General features: G+C 63.5%; 9 protein-coding genes. 2 read left to right on the top strand and 7 right to left on the bottom strand.

Features of this window, described 5'->3' with window-relative positions:
• Nucleotides 1-16: 16 nt before the first annotated feature.
• Nucleotides 17-8,872, bottom strand: a complete 8,856-nt coding sequence (locus tag F8237_RS19215) for a VCBS domain-containing protein (RefSeq protein ID WP_162006123.1) — start codon at nucleotides 8,870-8,872, stop codon at nucleotides 17-19.
• A 620-nt stretch (nucleotides 8,873-9,492) separates the two neighbouring features.
• Here F8237_RS19215 and F8237_RS19210 point away from each other — a divergent pair.
• Together F8237_RS19210 and F8237_RS19205 are read left to right on the top strand one after the other, a co-directional pair.
• Nucleotides 9,493-10,212, top strand: coding sequence for a transglutaminase-like cysteine peptidase (locus F8237_RS19210; RefSeq protein ID WP_151646958.1), 720 nt, complete (start codon nucleotides 9,493-9,495; stop codon nucleotides 10,210-10,212).
• An 88-nt stretch (nucleotides 10,213-10,300) separates the two neighbouring features.
• On the top strand, nucleotides 10,301-11,416 hold the full coding sequence (locus F8237_RS19205) for a lysozyme inhibitor LprI family protein (RefSeq protein WP_151646956.1): 1,116 nt from the start codon (nucleotides 10,301-10,303) through the stop codon (nucleotides 11,414-11,416).
• A 171-nt stretch (nucleotides 11,417-11,587) separates the two neighbouring features.
• Here the strand turns inward: F8237_RS19205 and F8237_RS19200 are convergent, their stop codons facing one another.
• From F8237_RS19200 to F8237_RS19175, 6 genes are all read right to left on the bottom strand, one after another.
• Nucleotides 11,588-12,787: an ABC transporter substrate-binding protein gene (locus tag F8237_RS19200; RefSeq protein WP_151646955.1), complete on the bottom strand. Its 1,200-nt coding sequence runs from the start codon at nucleotides 12,785-12,787 to the stop codon at nucleotides 11,588-11,590.
• Nucleotides 12,788-12,866: 79 nt separating this feature from the next.
• Nucleotides 12,867-14,705 (bottom strand): AMP-dependent synthetase/ligase, encoded by a 1,839-nt coding sequence (locus F8237_RS19195; protein WP_151646953.1) that lies wholly within the window; start codon nucleotides 14,703-14,705, stop codon nucleotides 12,867-12,869.
• 110 nt (nucleotides 14,706-14,815) lie between these two features.
• Entirely contained in the window at nucleotides 14,816-15,604 is a 789-nt protein-coding gene (locus tag F8237_RS19190; protein WP_151646951.1) for an ABC transporter ATP-binding protein, read from the bottom strand.
• A 3-nt stretch (nucleotides 15,605-15,607) separates the two neighbouring features.
• The gene (locus F8237_RS19185; protein ID WP_151646949.1) at nucleotides 15,608-16,366 is read right to left on the bottom strand and encodes an ABC transporter ATP-binding protein; all 759 of its coding nucleotides are present in this window, start codon (nucleotides 16,364-16,366) and stop codon (nucleotides 15,608-15,610) included.
• Nucleotides 16,363-17,514: a branched-chain amino acid ABC transporter permease gene (locus F8237_RS19180; RefSeq protein ID WP_151646947.1), complete on the bottom strand. Its 1,152-nt coding sequence runs from the start codon at nucleotides 17,512-17,514 to the stop codon at nucleotides 16,363-16,365. Before F8237_RS19180 ends, F8237_RS19185 begins: the two co-directional genes overlap by 4 nt.
• 6 nt (nucleotides 17,515-17,520) lie before the next feature.
• Complete coding sequence (locus F8237_RS19175; protein WP_151646945.1) at nucleotides 17,521-18,396, bottom strand: branched-chain amino acid ABC transporter permease; 876 nt, start codon at nucleotides 18,394-18,396, stop codon at nucleotides 17,521-17,523.
• Nucleotides 18,397-18,598 lie beyond the last annotated feature (202 nt).

Here is an 18,598-nt window from a genome sequence, read left to right as displayed (position 1 = left end):
CCCCTTTGCGCCGCTCTCAGGCATGGAAAATGAAGTCGCTGGCCTGAACCTGAGCAACGTTCTTCAAGAGGATGCTGTCATGGGCGTCGATCGTTATCAGCGTATCGCTCCCGACCTGGGTCGTGTGCTGACCAAGCCAGGTCGCGCCATTCGCGGTGGTGACGGCCGACAGGTCGATGTGGTCCTCGCCGGACGTGAAATTTACGATCACATCGTGGTTCGAATTGGCCGCGAACACGAACTGATCCTGGTAGTTGGTGCCGAAGAACACATCCTTGCTTGTCGTGCCCGTGAGAGTCACTGCGCTCTGTTCGGTCACGTTGAAGATCAGGTTGACGGTATCCTTGACGCCGTGACTGTCGGTCACGGTGAAGGCGATCATGTCGTTGGCCGGCGGCGTCGGTCCGGGGGTGTAGGTCACATTGGCGATGTCTGTATTGACATCGTTGAGAGAGAGACCGTCCCCTTGCGAGAGAGCGACACTGCTGCCAACGGCGGAGCCGGCGGTCACAGCGCTCAGGCTGTAGGTCCCGTCTGACGGCCCTGAAACCGACAGGCCCGTCAACGTGTCGCTGTTGTTCTCGTTGTGGGTATGGACGACATGCGAGGTGTCGATCACCGGCGATTGGTCAACGGTGAAGGACACGGTCGCGGTAGAGGTCTTGACGCCGTCCGAGATGGTGTAGGTGAAGCTGTCGGCGCCGAAATAGTCGGTCGCCGGCGAGTAGGTGATGATGTTGCCATTGAGCGCGACCGTTCCGCCGTGGGCGGAGAGACCCCCCACCGACGTAACGGTGATGGGATTGCTCGCGGAATGGGTATCGTTCGCCAGCAATTGCGCGGTGGTCAGCGTGGCCCCGGTATTCTCCCGGAACGCAACCTGGCCGGCCTGCCCGCCCCACTCCTCGACGTAACCCTGATCATTGGTCCACCAGGGTGGAGCGTCATTCCAGCTCCCGTCCGCTTTTAACAGCACGACCGCCGACGTCGATCCGAAGCCGCCATTGGGTTCGCCTCCACCCCAATTGGTGTAGGAGAACAGCGTCCCGTTTTCCGGCCCGGACGTCCAGCTCCAGACCGCGCCGGTATCCGTTGTTCCGTCACTGCTGCCATCCGAATTGGCATTGCCCGTCGTGCCTCCAAGCCAACCGACGTGATTCCCCACCACTGAGTGAACAAAGCTGTTTTCGTCCGCGCTGGTGATCGTCGCCAGATAGGCGCCGTCGTTTGCGGCGTTAGTCGCAGCCGTCCCGTACTCGACGGAATCCATTGAAACAAAGCGATAATAGTGCCCGTTCGCGGGATCGAGAACCCAGCCATCTGCCGGCAAGGGCGAGGCAGAATTGTCGATCGTATCGTCGTTTGCGACGAGGATGTCTGGCGGAGGGGTCACCTCAATGCCGATCGATGCAGCCAGGTCCGACACCGGCGTGGTGCCGCCGTGGCCGATGCCTGCATTCGTGATGTCGATCGTGGCAGCCGATGCCGTCGTAGTGACGGTACCTGTATAGGTGTCGTCGAGCGCATGGACGTCGAGCGCGCCGGGCGTCCCGCTGAATCCGTTCGCGGGGACAAACCGGATCAGCGTATTAGAGCTCAGCACCAGCGCCTGGGTGTCGCTGACCGAACCGATATCGACCCAACTGCCTCCGAGCTCGTACTGCCAGACGCCCTGGTCGGTTGTCGCGGCATCCGACGTCACCCCGATGGCCTTCAGGCTCGCGTTGGCGTCGACGTCATGGAACTTGGTAGCGAAGAGATCGCTGATTTTGCTTCCAGCCGGATCGCTGTCATTGCCGACGACAGACGCCAACGTCGTGCTGTCGAGCGTCGGCGCGTCGTTGGTGCCATTGATGATGATTGTGACCACGCCGTTGCCGGTGCCCGTCGGGGCATGACCGTCGTCCGGAACGATCGTGTATTGCAGAGAAAGCGTCTGGCCCGCGGCGAGGAAATCAAAGGCCTGATCGCCCGAATTGAACTCCCAGCCGAACTGGGCATGATTGGCCGTGCCGTTCAGGATTTCGCCAGACGGCACAGTGAAATAGTTCAGCAGGTCCATATTCGACAGGCTGCCGACGCCGTCGGCCTGCAGATGACCCTCGAGCGAAATGGTGACGTGGTCGAGTGAGACGCTCACGTGATCGGTGGCGTCGAGATCGGACAGGGTCAGCGTGCCGGTCTTGTCCAGACCCGCATTGGCCTCGTTCGCGGTCCCGCCAGCGCTGTCGCTACTCGCGGCAGCGATCGTCGGGGCATCGTTGGCGCCGGTCACGTTCACCTTGAACGTGGCCGTCCCGACGGCGTTCTGCGCGTCCGTGGTCTGGACCGTGAACGTATCGGCATAGGATCCGGCCGACAGCGCGTTGATTGCGGCGGCGTCGGGGACGTAGTCGTAGGTACCGTCGTCGTTGACCGTCAGGGAGCCGTAGTGCCCCGCAACAGTCGTCGTCGGATGGTTCGTCGCATCTAGCACGGCATATTTGAGCGTCGCGGTCTCGCCATGGTCGGCGTCGGCTCCGACCAGCGTCCCCGTGATATCCGGGAAGCTGTCGGACACGGCGGTATCCACGAGTGGACCCGTAGTCACCGGCGCCAGCGTCGGCGCATCGTTGGCGCCGGTGACGGTGACGGTGACGTCGGCCGTCGTGGTGTGGCCCTGGTGGTCATCGAGCGTGATGGTCGAAACCACCGTCGCGGTCTGGCCCTTGGCGAGGAAATCGAGCGCATTGTCGGCGATCGAATAGTGCCAGGTGACTGCGCCGTTGTTCTTGCCGGTCTGCTGGTAAGTCAGCGCGCTCTGCAACGCCGCGATCTCGCCGGTCGTCAGCGACGTGGTGAGGTCGGTGCTGTCCGCAGCCAGCGAGGTGGTGACCTGATGGACGTTGGTCACCGTCGGCAGGTCCGTCAAATCCACGTCCCTGAAATCGATCGAGCCGGTCGCAGCCGACGTCGGATCGAGCGTCAAGGAATCGCCGGTGGCGTTCGGTTGTTCGGAGACGCTCGCGGTCAGCTTCGCCGTGGCGGTGTCGAACACCGGCGCATCGTCGTTCGCGTTGATCGTGATCAGCGTGTGGCCGGTGCCATCATCGCTGCCGGCGAAATGATAATTGCTGTAGTCGACGCCAGCGGCGAGTCTCAGCGTAATCGTATGACTGTAGGCATCGCTCACGACGAGTTCGTGAGTCGCCGCGTTATATGTCGCCGATGTGCCGTCGTCATAGACGATGCTCGATAGGTCGATCTTGTCGCCCACGGATAGCTCCGCGATCGATCCGCCGAAGGTCCCCGCATCGATCCGAAGCTCAGCGCCGTCGCCAGCAAGTGTGATTGTCTGCTCGACCGTGCCCTTCACTACGAGCGTCGCGAGGGCATCGACGATGACCGAACCCGTCGCCGAGCCCGACAGCGAACCGAACAGCGTCAGCGTGCCGGTGTGAACCTCGATCGAGCCGGTATCGGTATTGGTGATGTCGCCAGTGATCGACGCGGTGCCCCAACTATTGATGGTCGCGTCGTTCTCGATGCCAAGTCCGGTTACGGAAATCGAGGCTACATTCAGACCGATCCCATGCAGATCGATATCGCCGTGGTTGACGATCGTGGACGCGTTGCCGAACACGCTGGTGCCGGCGACGGTCCATGTGCCGCCCGCGTTGTTGTTGAACGTGGCGGTGGCGACCGAGATGTTGCCGTTGATGTGGCCGAAGTTGTTGATCGTGATACTGCCGTCGACCACGACGATCGCGTCGGTCGTGGAGGTCAACTGCCCGACGGCTGGCCCGATGGTGGCGTTATTGTCGATCACCGAACCGGCCGCCTGCTCGATGTGGATCGCGGCACCGCTGCCGGCACTCACGATCGAACCGGAATTGACGATGTGAACCGATCCGATCGCGCCCGAAAACTCCAGTGTGGCGCCGAGGTCCACAATCACTTCGCCGGCTCCGGTAATGCCGCCCGCAAGATCGAGCGTGCCGGCCTGAACCTCGATGACGCCGGCGTTGGCGACGACGGCCGTTATGGTATTGAGGCCGGAGACGGCATAGAGGTTGCCCGAGTTGTCCAAGCTTCCGTCGTTGATCGTCACACCCGACAGATAGAGCTTTGCGCCTTCACCGACCGTGACTGTTCCGACCTCGTTGTCGACCGCGAGAGACGTCAGCTTCAGAATACCGTCATCGACCGCCTTGAGGTCCGCGGCGTTGACGATCCACTCGCCGGAAATCTCGAGCACGCCGTCACTTACCTGAATCAGATTGTGATTGGTGATCGTATGGCTTACCGCCAAATCGATCGTCAGCGTGCCGCTGGTGACGGAGATCGTTCCGGTGTCAGCAACATTGATGTCCGCGTCGTCGATGGCGTTCGTGCCGATCGACTCCAGCGTGCCTGCGATGTTGACAGTGCCGCCCGAGATCTCCGTGCCGGACAGCGTCAGCGTCTGGCCGCCGTCGACCTTCACCGTGCCAGTATTGGTCACGACATCGTTCAGCAGCGTCGCGGCGCCAGCGATTTCCAGCGTACCGTTGTTGGTGATGGCGCCGAGCAAGGCCGCAGAGGCCCCCTGGATCGTCGCGCCGCCCTTGAGCTGAACGGTGTTGGCGAGCACGATGCTGGACTTGTCCGTGATCGTCGAACCAGACACCGTCATGCCATCCAGCGTCAGCTGGGCATCGACGATGACGGTGCTCGTGCTCAGTGTCGCGCCGCCGTCGATCTTGCTGGCGCCGGTGACGTCGATGGTACCGCCGCCGTTGATCGCGCCGCCGCTGATCTCCGTGCCGGAGAGCGTCAGCGTCTGGCCGTCGTCGATTTTCACCGTGCCGCCATTGGTCACGACGTCGTTGAGCAGCGTCGCGGCGCCGGCGATTTCCAGCGTGCCGTTGTTGGTGATCGCACCGAGCAAGGCCGCGGAGGCCCCCTGGATCGTCGCGCCGCCCTTGAGCTGAACGGTGTTGGCAAGCACGATGCTGGACTTGTCCGTGATCGTCGAACCAGACACCGTCATGCCATCCAGCGTCAGCTGGGCATCGACGATGACGGTGCTCGTGCTCAGTGTCGCGCCGCCGTCGATCTTGCTGGCGCCGGTGACGTCGATGGTGCCGCTGCCGTTGATCGCGCCGCCGCTGATCTCCGTGCCGGACAGCGTCAGCGTCTGGCCGCCGTCGACCTTCACCGTACCGCCATTGGTCACGACGTCGTTGAGCAGCGTCGCGGCGCCGGCGATTTCCAGCGTGCCGTTGTTGGTGATCGCACCGAGCAAAGCCGCGGAGGCCCCCTGAATCGTCGCGCCGCCCTTGAGCTGAACGGTGTTAGTCAGCACGATGCTGGACTTGTCCGTGATCGTCGAACCCGACACCGTCATGCCGTCCAGCGTCAGCTGGGCATCAACGATGACGGTGCTCGTGCTCAGTGTCGCGCCGCCGTCGATCTTGCTGGCGCCGGTGACGTCGATCGTGCCGCTGCCATTGACGGTGCCGCCGGTGATCGTGGCGTCGGCAAGCGTCAGCGTGCCGGTGGCATCAACGGTGAGGTTGCCCGTATTGGTGACCACCGAGCCTTGGTCGATGGCCAGCGCGCCGTTAGCGAGCACCTCGATCGTGCCGGTCGCGCTGTTGGTAACCGCCTCGTTATGCAGCGCGTTGCCGGTGCCGCTGACCTTGACGGTCGCGTTGTTATTCAGCGTGCCGCCGCTCAGCGCCGCACTGCCGGTGAGGTCGATCTCGCCGCTGTCCGTGACCGTACCGGCGCCGCTGATCGTGGCGCCGTTGACGGTCAGCTTGCCGGCGGCATCGACCGTGACATTGCCGGTGTTCGTGACGGACGAGCCCTGATCGATGATCAGCGCGCCGTTCGCGAGCACCTCGATCGTGCCCGTCGCGGCGTTAGTGACCGCCTCGTTGTGGAGCGCGTTGCCGGTGCCGCTGACGTTGAAGATCGCGTTGTTCTTCAGGGTCCCGCCGCTGAGCACCGCATTGCCGGTGAGGTCGATCTCACCGTTGTCCGTGACCGTGCCGGCGCCGCTGATCGTGGCGCCGTTGACCGTCAGCTTGCCGGCGGCATCGACGGTGATGTTGCCGGTGTTGGTGACGCCGGAGCCCTGATGGATCGTCAGCCAGCCGTTTGCCAGCACCTTGATCAGACCGGTCGCGGTGTTGGAGACGGTCTCGTGGGCGAACTCGACCGCACCCTTGACGTTGGCTGTGCCGGAATTGTTCAGCGCGCCGTTCTCGATCAAGCTGGTGCCATCGAGCTCCAGCGTACCCAGAACGGTCAAGGTGCCGCCGTCGACGGTCGCGGCATCGACGATCAACGTCGTGCCGGCGTCGGCCTTCAGCGTGCCGCCGGCATTGTGGATCGTGGCCAACGTCTTCAGCGTGCCGCCGGACAGCTCGATCGTGCCTGAGTTAGTGATTGTCGTCCCGACAGCGAAATCACCGCCGCCCCGGAGCGTCAGATAGCCGGCATTGTTGAAGACGGCCGTATTCAGGATCTCGGCCTTGCCGCCAACCGACATCGTGCCGGACGCGACGTTGAAAAAGATCGAATCGGCGCTCATGTTGAGCGCGCCGGAAATCGTCAGCGAGCTCTGGTTGATCACTTTCGGCGGCGGGCCGCCAAAGTCGTTCATCGTGATCGACTTGGCGTAGGCAGCCGTGTCGATCGTCACCGGATAGGACGGCGTCAGGCCGTGCAGCTGATCGGTGATGACGATGACGTCGTCATTGATGGTCGGGACCGTACCGGTCGCCCAGTTGCCCGCATCCTTCCAGAACCCGCCGGAGGGCACGCCGGGCTTGTCTGTCGCGATCCACACCACCGCAGGCGCGTCGGTGCCCGTGATCGTGACGGTGATGGTCTGCTGCGAGGTCGCGCCTTGCGAATCGGTGAGCGTCACGGTGTAGACCAGCGTCAGCACCGCGTTCTTCGGGATGAAGTCGGCGAGATAGACCGGCAGATCGGCCAGCGACCAGTTGATGGTGCCGGTGCCATCGCCGGTGCTGTCGGCGCCCGCCGCGATGGCAACCGACATCGCGCTCTGGAACGCCGCGAGCGGGCCCGGCGGCACCGTGCCATCGGGAAGGGTCGCGCTGGTCAGCGCCACCGACACCGTATGCTTGTCGGTGAGATCGACGTCGTCGAAGTTCAGCGTCCCCGAGGTCGGCACATCGCTGTTGAGCGGGCCACCCGGAACGCTGGTGCCGCCCTCGAAGGTGATGACCGGCACGCTGGTGGTGATCACCGGCTTGTCGTTGGTCCCCGTGATCGTGATGGTGATCGGGATGAAGGTGGTTTCGGGGTTGACGGAGAAATTGTTGTCGACGCGGACCATGTAGGTCAGCGTCAGGGTTTCGCCGGCCGCGAGGAAGTCGAAGACGTGGTCGGGGATCGTGTAGGTCCAGACCGCCGATCCATTGTTGGCGTTGGCACCGTCCGGGACCACACTGATCTGGATCTGCGTTGCCGCGATGTCCTGCTTCTGCAGATCGGTGAGCGAGCCGGTGACGTCTTGCTGGCCAGCGCTTTTGTAGACGTAGTTCGGCGCGCCGGCGAGATTGACGCTCACCGTCGGCCGGTCGCCCAGGTTCTGATCAACGAAGGTGATCCGGCCGGAGACCGTGTCGGAATCCACGGTGTCGCCGGTCTTGTCGGCGCGCTCGGTCAGCGAGAACGCCGACCTCACATTGCCGTTGGCATCGAGGCTGCGCGCATCGGGCGGACCGGGAATGCGGTTGCTGGTCCCCGGATTATGCCCGGGATCCGACCCCTGCTGAGTGGTGTTCGTGTAGACCGCGGTCGCGCTATAGCCGCCCTGGGTCTTGAGCATCAGACCATCACTGGTCGGCGTGATCGTGTCGGTGAAGTTCGTGGTCAGCTTGGTGTTGGTGTTGTTGTCGGTGAACTTCAGCGTGAACACGTCGCTGATCAGCTTCTGAATGTCGGGCGACATCAGCGCATTGGTGATCGAGACGTTGCCGCCGCTGATCTGGATCATCTGGCCGGCCTGGTTGACCGTCGCGATCGGCAGCAGCGTGACCTTGTCGAACAGGATGTAGGAGCCGGTCGTGCCGTTCGGCTCGACCAGCACCTGGAAGCTCGCCTGCGGCTGCGGATCGCCGCCGCCGGCGGGAACGACGAAGTTGATCTGGGTCAGCACCGCCGTGCCGCGGATGCCCATGGTGGCAACCGGCGTGTCGATCTTCATGTCGCCGTGCTTGGCGGTCTCGCCGGCGACGAAGGTGATGGTGCCGGCCACCAGGCTGAGCAGCGAGGAATTGCTCGACCCGTTGGGGTCGTAGACCATCTCGTTCAGCACCATCCGCGCGTTGGAGGACAGGCCGAACACGGTGCCGTCGATGAAGGTGATGCCGAGCGTCGAGTCGCCGCCGGTCGAGACGACGTCGCCCTTCTCGACGTTGTCGCCATTGTTCAGGATGACCGAGACGCCGTTGCGGACCGCGGTCGCGCTACCGGACAGCTTGGTGACGTGGCCGATGATCTGGGCCGCGGCGATGCCGCCCGCGGCCTGCGCATATTGCACGTGGCCCGTAAGCGCGTTGACGATGTCGCCGCTGAGGTGGGCGCCATCGGGCGAGGCGATCGCCGCGCGCTTGTCGCCCCTGAAATAATCGTGAACGACGAACTCGTGGCCGTCGTGAGACAGCACGAGGTCGAGACCCGCGCGCTTGAACTCGCCGTTGAAGATCAGGTTCGGGTCGGGAACCACGACCGCGCCATCGGGCACGTGACCGTGCGCCTTTACAGTAATGGGCTTGGCCGTAAAGGAATCGACAGGGCCATCGGCGGGCGAGCGGAAACCCTGGCCGTCCAAGGAAATCGCGGCGTCAAATTTGCCAGCGTAATTCAACCGGGCACCGTAAAAAGGGTTAAAATCTAAGTAAGTATCGACCGCCTAAGCTTGCATAGCATTACCAAGTCCTTAGCGAAACCATCTATTGCTTGTGTGATTTCGCGTCACTTGGCCGTGGGACCCCCCACATGGCGGCACTCGCCCAGAGGAAATGAAGTAATATCTCAAGTAAGCCAAGGTCGAATTTGGCATAATTTCGCTCATTCCAAGTCATCCAAAGTCATAAGCGGCACCGCTTTAGCAGCAGATACTTGTGTCATCTTTTGTTCGTGGCGCCCCGCAGCACCCTGCGGCAAATACGGGACAAAATCTGTGACCTAACTAACAGAATCCGTGAAATAGCGGGCTGTTAGCCATAAAGCGCCGAATCAGCGCCCCCACAACCTGCGCCTGCAATCGGTTCCATTTCGCGGCCGCCAGAGCCCTCCTAGCCGGCGAATCGTAAAATTTTACGCAATTTGGGCAGGCCCGTTTCAGCCTGTCCCGCGGTTTTGGGCCCCCTGCCGGGCGCGTTAAGCAGAACAAAACGGCCCGCCTCGCACTATCTCCGCGAAAGCAACAAAGCCCGGCACGTCGAGGTCGAAGGGGGACCAGGCGAAGCCGGAAGGGGATGTCAGATGGAGACCGCTGCTCGCTCGCGCGCCTGGCGCGCAATCGTTGTGCTGTGCGGATTGATCCTGCTCGGATCGGCCGCCGAGCTTCGCGCCGGCACGCTGCTGTCGCCGGGCGCAGGCCTGCTCGTGCGCAAATCCGCCGAGCCGTTCGGCGTGTTCGCCTTCGCCATCTCCGCCGGCGGCCTGCAGCAGAAATGGCTGGCGCTGACGCACAAGCTCGACGACGACATGGTGCAGCTGGCGCTCTGCGACGGCGACCGGGACAATTGCGCTTCGCCCGCGGCGCTGAAGCTGCTCGCCATCGTCGACCAAGCTCGCAGCCGCGACGGCCGCGCGCGGCTGGGCGAGACCAACCGCGCCATCAACCTTGCCATCCGGGCCGCCAATGACGGCACCGACGATATCTGGAGCTCGCCGCTTGCGACCTTTGCGCGGGGCGCCGGCGACTGCGAAGACTACGCCATCGCCAAGCTGGCCGCGCTGCGGCTCGCGGGCGTCGCGGCTGAGGACCTCCGCATCGTCGTGGTCCGCGATGTCAGGGCTGGCGAAGAGCACGCGGTTGCCGCCGCAAAGCTCGACGGCCACTGGCTGATGCTCGACAACCGCCGCATGGCGATGGTCGAGGACGAGGCCGCACAGACCTACCAGCCGCTGTTCGTGCTATACCAGTCGGCCGTGATGAAATATGTCGACGAGCCCGTGCGGATGTCCGAGGCTCGCTGAGCCCGCCTGTAGCCCTCACACCCACAAAGCCATTCCACCGCGCGGGCGGGAACGCTAGCATGGCGCCTCCGATGCGGGGGCGACTGGAATGCGGTTCATCGTGCTGACTGTGCTTGCGCTGCTGGCGTTGCCCGCGGGACCAGGCTTCGCGCAATCCGACCGCGCCATCGCCGACAAGCTGCCTTTGTTCGCCAAAAATAACTGCCAGCAGATCCGCGACCCCGGCAATCAACTGTTCTGCGGTGATGCCGAGCTGACCGCCGCCGCCGACAGGCTGAGCACGGCGATCGAGGCCCGGCTGGCCCGCCTGCCCGACCGCCTGCCTGGAATCGAGGAAAACGCGATCTGGATCCGCCAGCGCAATCTCGGCTGCGGCATCATCGGCCAGACCGCGATCCGCGCCGACGATGTCGAGCGGGTGAAGGCGTGCCTGCTCAAGGTCACCGAGGAGCGCGCCGCGATTCTGCGCGATCCGGATTTCGACTGTCTGGCGGCCAACACCGCGGCGGGCGCGGTGATCTGCGCGGACCCGTCGCTGGCGCTTGCGGAAACCGAGCTCAATGGCCAGGTGCTCGGCCTGATCGGCAAGCTGGACTCGACAGCAGCACGCTTTGCCTTCGCCGAATACGGACGGTGGACGCGAGAGCGCGATCGCAAGTGCAATCTGGTCGGCAAGGAGAACGTGCCGCTTGCCGAGCTCGAGTCGGCGGAAGAGTGTCTTGCCGACTATCTCAAGCGCAAGACCAACGACATCGCCGCCGCCAAGGGCGATCCGAAGAAAGTGTTCGGCCGGCAGGTCGCGGCCCGCATCCCCGACACCGACGCCGTCGACTTCTGCGCCGCGCGGATTCACGCCGCCAATTCCTGCGGCAATTTCCTCCGCATCAACCGCGTCTACGCGCTCGACAACCAGATCGCCGACCAGGAGGCGCAGGTCACCGGCGAGATCGAGATGGTCGTGCTGGCGCCCTTCACGACGTGCAGCAAGATCGCATCCTCCTGCACCGGCACCTGCTGGGACCCGAGGACCGGACTTCCGCAGCCGGGCATCGGCGGCAGGGAGCGCTCCGGAGAAGCCTTCAACGTCACGCGCCGCCTCAGGATCCAGCGGACGTTCGCCTTCGTGAAAGCCGCCGACGGCTGGCGCTGCCGGGAAGACGAGCTGGCGCCGGTGAATTCCGGCACGGCGGGCGGGGGGTCGTAGACTCTTACCCTCCCCTGGAGGGGGAGGGTCGCTATGCATGTAGCGAAGCGGAATGCGTAGCGGGGTGGGGTGACAGTCTCTCCACATCGAGCACTGCCCGTGTTGAGAGATCACCCCACCCCGCTCGCGCTTCGCGCGATCGACCCTCCCCCTCCAGGGGAGGGTAAGCCGTCAAAACATCAGATTGTCCTTCACCAGCACCCAGCGGCCGCCCTTGACCTGCTGCACCTGGGTGATGGTGTTGGCGAGATGGTCGGTCTTTGAGAACTTGGTCGGCGGCGAGGAGAAGATGTCGAGGAACTTGTCGCCCGATTCGAGTGAATCGAGCATCTTCTGCCCCGTGAGATCCTTGCCCGCCTTGTCCGCGTAGAACGCAAACGTCATCACCGCGTTGTAGCCGATGATGGCCTGGGTGTTGGCGTCGGTGCCGAACATCTTCTTGTAGTTGACCAGCCAGTCCTTCACCTTGCCCTTGGCAGTGTCCTCATAGGGGATCTCGAACCCGGACGCCGCGTAGAGGCCCTCGACGGCTTCCTTGCCGAGCATCGGCACCTCCATCACGTTGGTCGGCGTGGCGCCGAGGAAGGTGACGTCCCAGCCGAGCTTCCTGGCTTCCGTCATCGCGCCGATGGGCTCACGGAGCACGGCGCCGAGCACGACGAGGTCGCAGCCGTCGGACTTCATCTTGGCGACCTGGGCGCTGAAATCGGAGGCGCCGCGCTTGTAACTCGTGACCGAGGCCGGCTGCACCTTCATGGCGCCGAGCTGCTGGTTGAAGCCGTCGAGCACGTTTTTGCCGTACTCATCGTCCTGATGCATGATGCACGGCTTCTTGAAGTTCTTCCACTCCATCATGTATTTCAGCGCGGCCCGCGTGCTCTCCACGTAAGGCAGCAGATTGTTGAACTTCAGCCGCTCCTGCGGCTTGGCGGGATCGAACTTGAAGGTGAATTCGGCCGCGGTCAGTGGGAACAGCTGAAGCACCCCGGCATCGAGCAGGATATCCTGCGCGGCGAGCACGGTCGGCGAACCCATCGGTCCCACCATCGCGAAGATCTTGTCGCGCTCGATCAGCTTCTGCGAGGCCAGCACGGCCTTTTTCGGATCGTAGCCGCTGTCCTCGACCACCAGCCTGATCTTGCGCCCCTGTACGCCGCCGGCGGCGTTGATCTCCTCGACCGCCATCTTCATGCCGTTGGACACCGGCACGCCCCAGCCCTTGATCGGGCCCGACAGATCCTGATGGGTACCGATGACGATCTCGGTGGCCGAGATGCCGTCATTGGTAACCTTGGTTTGCGCTGTGGCCGGCAGACAGCTGAGCGCCACGGCGCCGATAGCAAGGCCGAACGCGTTGAACGATCTCGACATTGACGTCTCCTCTCCTTGGGGCCCGTATCGTGCGAAGGACGGGGGCCATCGCTCCTTCGCTCTTTTCAAACGATATGATTCACGCCACCGCACGCTCGCGATACATCGCGTCGATCTCGGCGGCGTAGCGCTTGTTCACGAAACCGCGCTTCAGCTTCATGGTCGGCGTCAGCTCCTCGTCCTCCGGGGTGAGCTGCCGGTCGATCAAATAGAACCGCTTGATGGTCTCGACGCGGGCGAAATTGCCGTTGACGCCTTCGATCTCGCGCCAGATCAGGTGCTGGATCTCGGTTGCCCGGCACAGGCTGGCGTAATTGGTGAAGGGGATGTCGTGGTCCTGGGCGAACTTCTCGACGTTCTCCTGGTCGATCATCACGAGGCAGGTCAGATACGGCCGCTGGTCGCCGATCACCACGGCGTCCGAAATGTAAGGCGAGAACTTCAGCTGGTTCTCAATCTCGGACGGCGTGATGTTCTTGCCGCCGGAGGTGATGATGATGTCCTTCATCCGGTCGGTGATGCGAACGAAGCCCTCGTTGTCGATGGTGCCGACGTCGCCGGTGTGCAGCCAGCCGCGATGGTCGACGGTCTCGGCGGTCTTCTCCGGCTGGTTCAGATAGCCCATGAACAGGAAGTCGCCCTTGATCAGGATCTCCCCGTCGGGCGACAGCGCCACCTCGCCCCACGACACCGCGGTGCCGACCGAGCCGAGCTTGATCCGCTCCGCCGGCATCATGGTCGCGACGCCGCAATTCTCGGTCTGGCCGTAGACCTCGTGGACGTCGATGCCGAGCGCGAGATACCAGCGGATCAGCTCCGGTGCGATCGGCGCCGCACCCGTGAAGGCGATGCGGCAGCGGTCGAGCCCGATCATGCGGCGGATGTTGCGGAAGGCGATCCGGTACGCGATGCCATTGGCGATGCGCAGCGACAGCGGCGGCGCCCTGCCCTCGATGCGGCAATCGACCATGCGGTAGCCGACCTGGATGGCGCGGCGGTAGACCCATTGCTGGAGCGGCGTTGCGTCCCTCAACGCGATGGTGATGGCGGAATAGAACTTTTCCCAAATGCGCGGCACTGCGAGGAAGATGGTCGGCTGCACCTCGCGCAGATTATCCGGCACGGTCTCCGGGCTCTCGGCAAAATTCATCACCGAGCCGAGCGCGACCGAGATGTAATAGCCGCCGATGCGCTCGGCGACGTGGCAGAGCGGCAGGAAGATCAGCCGGTCCTCGTCCTCTTGCGCGGGGATGAAGTCGTTGGCGTGCCGCATCTGATGCGTGACGCTGCGGTTGGCATGCATCGCGCCCTTGGGCGGCCCAGTGGTGCCCGAGGTGTAGACGAGAATGGCAAGATCTTCAGCGCTGCGGCTGTCGATCATCTCCTGCCACAGCGCTTCGCGGCCGACCATGTGGTTGCGGCCAAGCGCGCGAAACTCGTCGAGCGACATCACCATGTCGTCGGAGAAGCCGCTGAGACCCTCCATGTCGAACACGATGATCTTGTGCAGGGACGGACAACGCGCGCGGCAGGCGAGGATCTTGTCGAGCTGCTCCTCGTCCTCGGCGAAAATCACCTTCGTCCGGGAATCGTTGACGAGATATTCGACCTGGGACGATGCATCGGTCGGATAGATTCCGGAGGAGACGCCGCCGGCGCACAGGATGCCCATGTCGGTATGGACCCATTCCGGCACGGCGTTGGCGACGATGGAGGCGACCTCGCCCGGTCTGAAGCCTGTCGCATGGAGCGCGTAGGCGATCTCCCTGGAGATCGCCAGCCATTCGCGCCAGTTCGTCGGCTGCCAGATGCCGAACTTCTTTTCGCGAATGGCCGGCCTGTCGCCCCGCGTCTCCGCGGCGCGCAAGAAGCTTTTCGCGATCGTGTCGGCGACTGTCAGCACCGCCGGTCTGGCCATGCGCATTCCCTCCTTGTCGCTTGTCCCTCCGCTGCCTGCCTTGCCGGCGGTCTATTGTTGCGGACGGGTCAGTTCATTCTACGCCAGTGCCTCTTCAACGCCACGTCCTCTCAACGCCACGTCTTCTTCTTTTTCCAGCGCCGCTCGCCTCGCGCGCCCTCTTCCCTGGCGCCAAGGTAGAATTCCTGGATGTCCTGGGAATGCATCAAGCGGTCGCAGGTGTCGTTCATCACGACGCGTCCGATCTCGAGCACATAGCCATAATGCGCCGTCTCCAGCGCCACCTTGGCATTCTGCTCGACCAGCAGGATCGACATGCCCTGCTCCTCGTTGACGCGGCGGATGATCGTGAAGATCTCCTTCACCAGCAGCGGCGACAGACCGAGCGAGGGTTCGTCGAGCAGCAGCAGCGTCGGCCGGTTCATCAGCGCGCGGCCGATCGCGAGCATCTGCTGCTCACCGCCGGAGAGCTGGCCGGCCGGCTGGTTGATACGCTCCTTCAGCCGCGGGAAATAGCCGTAGACGCGCTCCAGATCCTCCGCGACGCCGTCACGGTCCTTGCGCGGATAGGCCCCCATCATCAGGTTCTCGCGTACCGAGAGGAACGGGAACACCTCGCGTCCCTCGGGCACATGGCTGAGGCCGAGGCGCACGATGCGGTCCGCCTCCATGCGCTGGATCGGCTTGCCCATGAACTCGATCGAGCCCTTCTGCGGATCGAGAATGCCGGAGACGGTCTTCAGCACCGTGGTCTTGCCGGCGCCGTTGGCGCCGAGCAGCGTGACGATGCGGCCGCGCGGCACCTCGAGCGAGATGCCGCGGATCGCCATGATCGGCCCGTAATAGCTCTCGATGTTGGAGAGTTTCAGGATGATGTCCGGCGTCACCGCGGCGTCCATGCGTCAGGCTCCCAGATACGCGGCGACGACGTCGGGGTGCTGCTGGACTTCGGCGGGCGAGCCCATCGCCAGCACCCGGCCGTAGTTCAGCGCGATGACGCGATCGGAGACGCGGTTCACGAGCGACATGTCATGCTCGACCATCAGCACGGTGACGCCGAGCTCGCTCTTCATGTCCCGGATCCAGAACGACATGTCGTTGGTCTCCTCGACATTGAGGCCGGAGGACGGCTCGTCGAGCAGGATCAGCTTCGGCTCCGAGCACAGCGCGCGCGCGAGCTCGATCACCTTGCGTACGCCGTAGGGAAGGCCCGAGATCAGCTTGTCGCGATAAGCTTCGAGATCGAGGAACTCGATCACCTGCTCGACGCGGCGGCGGTGTATCTTCTCGTTGGCGCGCACGCTGGGCAGGAACAGCACCTCCTGCCAGAGCTGCGTGGTCGAATGCCGGTGGCGGCCGACCAGGAGGTTCGACAGCACGGTGGCATTCTCGAACAGCTCGATGTTCTGGAAGGTGCGGGCGATGCCGAGCCTTGCGATGTCGTAGGGCGGCTGCTCCGTGATGTCCTGGTCCTCGAAGAAGATGCGGCCCGAGGTCGGCCGGTAGATCCGCGAGATCAGGTTGAAGATCGAGCTCTTGCCGGCGCCGTTGGGACCGATGATCGAGAGGATCTCGCCGCGCTCGACCGCGAAGGACACCGCGTCGACCGCCTTGAGGCCTCCGAAATGCAGCGAAAGGTTCTCGGCGCGGAAATAGCTCATCTATTCCGCTCCGACTTCACGTAGATCTTCTGCCGCTTGAAGGTGGCGCGCTTGTAGAGCGGGAACAGCTGAAAGAAGAGCTTGATCTTCAGCCAGCGGCCGTAGAGCCCGAGCGGCTCGAACAGCACGAACAGGACGATGATGATGCCGTAGATCGCGCCCTTGAGGCCGTTGAGCGAGGCGAAGGCCGCGACCTTGGACTGGATATTGCCCGTGATCGCCACCCCGGCCCCGAATGTCGCCGCGATGCCGGCGATGATGCCGGGCATGTCGTCCTTTAAATAGGTCAGGAACGGGTCGATCATCACGATGAAGATCGCGCCCAGCACCGCGCCGTGCAGGCTGAAGGAGCCACCGATCAGGATCACGATGATGAATTCGATCGAGAGCTGCAGCGTGAACATCTCCGGCGAGATGAAGGAGAGCTTGTGCGCGAACAGCACGCCGGCAAAGCCGGTGATCGCCGCCGAGATCGCAAAGGACTTGACCTTGTAGAGCGCGACGTTGACGCCCATGCTGCGCGCGGCCGTCTCGCTGTCGCGGATCGCGACGAAGGCGCGGCCCGTCGGCGAGCGCAGCAGATTGAGCGTGCCGATGATGGTCAGCACCAGCACGGCAAGGCAGAGGAAATAGAAGGTCGGACTGTCGCGCGGCACCGCGACGCCGAGCAGCGACAGCGTCTTGACCCGCATGCCCTCGTTGCCGTTGGTGACGCTCTCCCAGCGCGCCAGGATCTCCTCGACGATCAAGGCAAAGGAGATGGTGGCGATGACGAGATAGATGCCCTGGAGCCGGAGCGCGGGGAAACCGACCATCGCACCGATCAGGCCGGTCAGGGCGCCTGCGGCAAGGAAATAGACCGGAAAGGGCACGTTGTATTTCTGCAAATAGGCTGCCGTGTAGGCGCCGATCGCCAGAAACGCGGCATGACCCAGCGAAGCCTGCCCCGTAAAGCCGGTGAGGATCATCAGCGCCACGCCGACCGTCGCGTAGATGCAGACGAAGACGAGCTGGCTCATCAGATAGCTGGAGAGCAAATAGGGCGCGATCAGCAGCACGGCCAGCAGGACTCCGTAGGAGACGATGTAGCCCGAATGCGGAAACAGCCTGATGTCGTCCTCATAGTCGGTCTTGAACAGGAAGCGCATGGCGGTTCAGACCTTCTTGCGGACGTGAAGGCCGAACAGGCCTTCGGGCTTGAGCAAGAGCACGGCGAGCAGCACGATGTAGGGTGCGACGTCCTTCCAGCCCTCGGCGAGATAAAAGCCGGCCATGCTCTCGATCACGCCGATCAGGACGCCGCCGACCACCGCGCCCGGGATCGAGCCGAAGCCGCCGAGCACGGCGGCCGGGAATGCCTTCAGGCCGAGCACGAGGCCCACGTTGGAGTGGATGAAGGTGATCGGTGCCAGCAGCACGCCGGCGCAGGTCGCCACCGCCGCGCTGATCGCCCAGACGATCGACACCACCCGCTTGACCGGAATGCCCATGTAGTAGGCCGCCAGCATGTTCTCCGAACTGGCGCGCATCGCGGTGCCGAGCGTGGTCTTGTTGAAGAACAGCCAGAGCAGCGTGCACAGGATCATCGTCGCCGCGATCACCGAGAGCTTGTCGTAGGCCAGCACCAGCGAGCCGATGCGCAGCACGCCCTGGCTGAACGGCGTCTCGATCTTGAGATCGTCGGTGCCCCAGATCATGCCGGCGATCGATCGCAGGAAGTAGCCGAGCCCGATGGTGGCCATGATGATGGAGAACTGCGGATAGCCGAGGATCGGCCGCACCACGATCCGCTCCGCCAGCATGCCGAACAGCGCCATCGCGGCCACTGCACCGGCAAAGCCGATCCAGTAGTTCAAGCCCATCATGCCGATGAAAGTGAAGGCGAAGAAGCCGCCCAGCATCATCAGATCGCCCTGGGCGAAATTGACGACTTCGGTGGCCTTGTAGACGAGCACGAAGCCGAGTGCGATCAGGCCGTAGACACAGCCGAGCGCAACACCGCTGACCAGCTGCTGAACGAAATCCAGCATCGCCGCGTCCTCCCGATACAACCAGCGGTTCTTGACGACCGCCTTGTCGCATCTTGTGTCCAGCCGCTACGCAGTCATTTCGCCGCGTTAGCGCCACTTGTCCCGGCGTCAATTCAGCCTGAACCGCCAAGCGCTGTCAACAAACGGTGACTTCAGGGTGTCTTGCCTTTAGTCCAAGGTGGATGCCGGATTTTGCAGCGGC

The organism is Bradyrhizobium betae, assembly GCF_008932115.1.
Classification (GTDB): Bacteria; Pseudomonadota; Alphaproteobacteria; order Rhizobiales; family Xanthobacteraceae; genus Bradyrhizobium; species Bradyrhizobium betae.
This window is presented reverse-complemented; position numbering and strand designations above follow the sequence as displayed.